The organism is Actinoplanes sp. NPDC048791 (assembly GCF_040650095.1).
Taxonomy (GTDB): Bacteria; Actinomycetota; Actinomycetes; order Mycobacteriales; family Micromonosporaceae; genus Actinoplanes.
Genome location: NZ_JBEZGQ010001486.1, coordinates 1 through 1,565 on the forward strand (window position 1 = coordinate 1; position 1,565 = coordinate 1,565).

The following is a 1,565-nucleotide window of genomic DNA, read 5'->3' on the forward strand; positions in this document are numbered from 1 at the left end:
GAGCGACGACCGGATCATCCCGGTGCTGTACTCGCTCGCCATGAACAGCACGCCCAGGGTCCGTGGTCGACGGTCCCACCTCGGCCTACCCGCTGGGGGCCGGCGCCTTCGACGACGACCCGTCACTGCGGCCCAACCAGTTGCTGGCGTGGTCCCTGCCGCACGCGCCGCTGGCCGGCCCGGCCGACCGGGAGCGGGACCGGGCCGCCGTACGCGCGGTCGGCGCCGCCCTGCTCACCCCGCTCGGCCTGCGCACCCTCGCCCCCACCGAGTACGGCTACCAGGGCACCCACCGCGGCGGCCGCGACGAGCGGGACATCGCCTACCACCAGGGCACCGTCTGGCCGTGGCTGATCGGCCCGTACGCCGACGCCCGCGCCGCCACCGGACTGCCCACCGAAGGACTGCTGACCGGCCTGGAGGCGCACCTGCGCGACTGGGGCGTCGGCTCGTTGAGCGAGACCGCGGACGGCGACGCGCCGCACCGGGCCTCGGGATGCCCGTTCTCGGCGCGCGCGGTCGCCGAGGCGCTACGGACCAGGGGGTACGCACAGTGAGCCGGATCCTGATGTTGAGCTGGGAGTATCCGCCGCTGCTGGTGGGCGGCCTGGGACGGCACGTGCACGCATTGGCGACCTCGCTGGTGGCGGCCGGGCACGAGGTGACGGTGGTGACCCGGCACGCGCCGGGCGCGCTGCGCGAGGAGTACGCGGAAGGCGTGCACATCGTCCGCGCCCCGGACGACCCGCCGGAGTTCCCGGTCACCGACGGCAACCTGGTCGGCTGGACCACGGCCTTCAACCACACCCTGACCCGGGCCGCCCTGCGCGCCGCCCGGACCGGCCGCTACGACGTGGTGCACGCCCACGACTGGCTGGTCGCGCACGCCGCGGTCACCCTGCGCGAACACCTCGACGTGCCGCTGGTCGCCACCATCCACGCCACCGAGTCCGGCCGCCACCAGGGCTACCTGCCGCACGCGCACAACCGGACCATCGACGGCGTCGAACGCTGGCTGGCCCACGAGGCGTCCCGGGTGATCGTCTGCTCGCAGTACATGCGCCGCGAGGTGGCCCGGCTCTTCGACGTGCCGCCGGACCGTACCGACGTGGTGCACAACGGCGTGGACGTGCTGCGCTGGTACGCCCGGCCCCGCGCGGTGGCCGCCGCCCGGCTGGCCTTCGCCGCTCCGGAGGCGCCGCTGATCTCGTTCGCCGGCCGGCTGGTCTACGAGAAGGGCGTGCAACACCTGATCGCGGCGGTGCCGATGCTGCGCGAGCGGCACCCGGGGCTGCGGGTCGTGGTGGCCGGCGACGGGCCGTACCGGCGGGAGCTGGAGGCCATGGCCGGACCCGAGGTGACTTTCGCCGGCTTCCTCACCGGGCACAACCTGACCGCGCTGATGGGCGCCTCGGACTGCTACGTGGTGCCGAGCATCTACGAGCCGTTCGGCATGGTGGCACTGGAGGCCGCGGCGAGCGCCGGGTCGGTGGCGAGCCGGTCCTGCATCTCCCGCATGACGCCGGCGGACTCCAGCCGGCTGCACGCGGCCGTGGCCCGCGGGC

General features: G+C 74.8%; 1 protein-coding gene and 2 pseudogenes. 2 read left to right on the top strand and 1 reads right to left on the bottom strand.

Annotated features, from left to right (window positions below; genetic code table 11):
* The first annotated feature begins 62 nt into the window (after positions 1-62).
* Together AB0C29_RS47685 and AB0C29_RS47690 are read left to right on the top strand one after the other, a co-directional pair.
* The gene (locus AB0C29_RS47685; RefSeq protein WP_360834904.1) at positions 63-557 is read left to right on the top strand and encodes an amylo-alpha-1,6-glucosidase; all 495 of its coding nucleotides are present in this window, start codon (positions 63-65) and stop codon (positions 555-557) included.
* Between the two features lie 11 nt (positions 558-568).
* Positions 569-1,480 (top strand): annotated as a pseudogene (locus AB0C29_RS47690) (glycosyltransferase family 4 protein); the annotation flags it as partial.
* Here the strand turns inward: AB0C29_RS47690 and AB0C29_RS47695 are convergent.
* Positions 1,471-1,565: pseudogene (locus tag AB0C29_RS47695) on the bottom strand (DUF501 domain-containing protein); the annotation flags it as partial. The pseudogenes AB0C29_RS47690 and AB0C29_RS47695 sit on opposite strands and share 10 nt — an antisense overlap.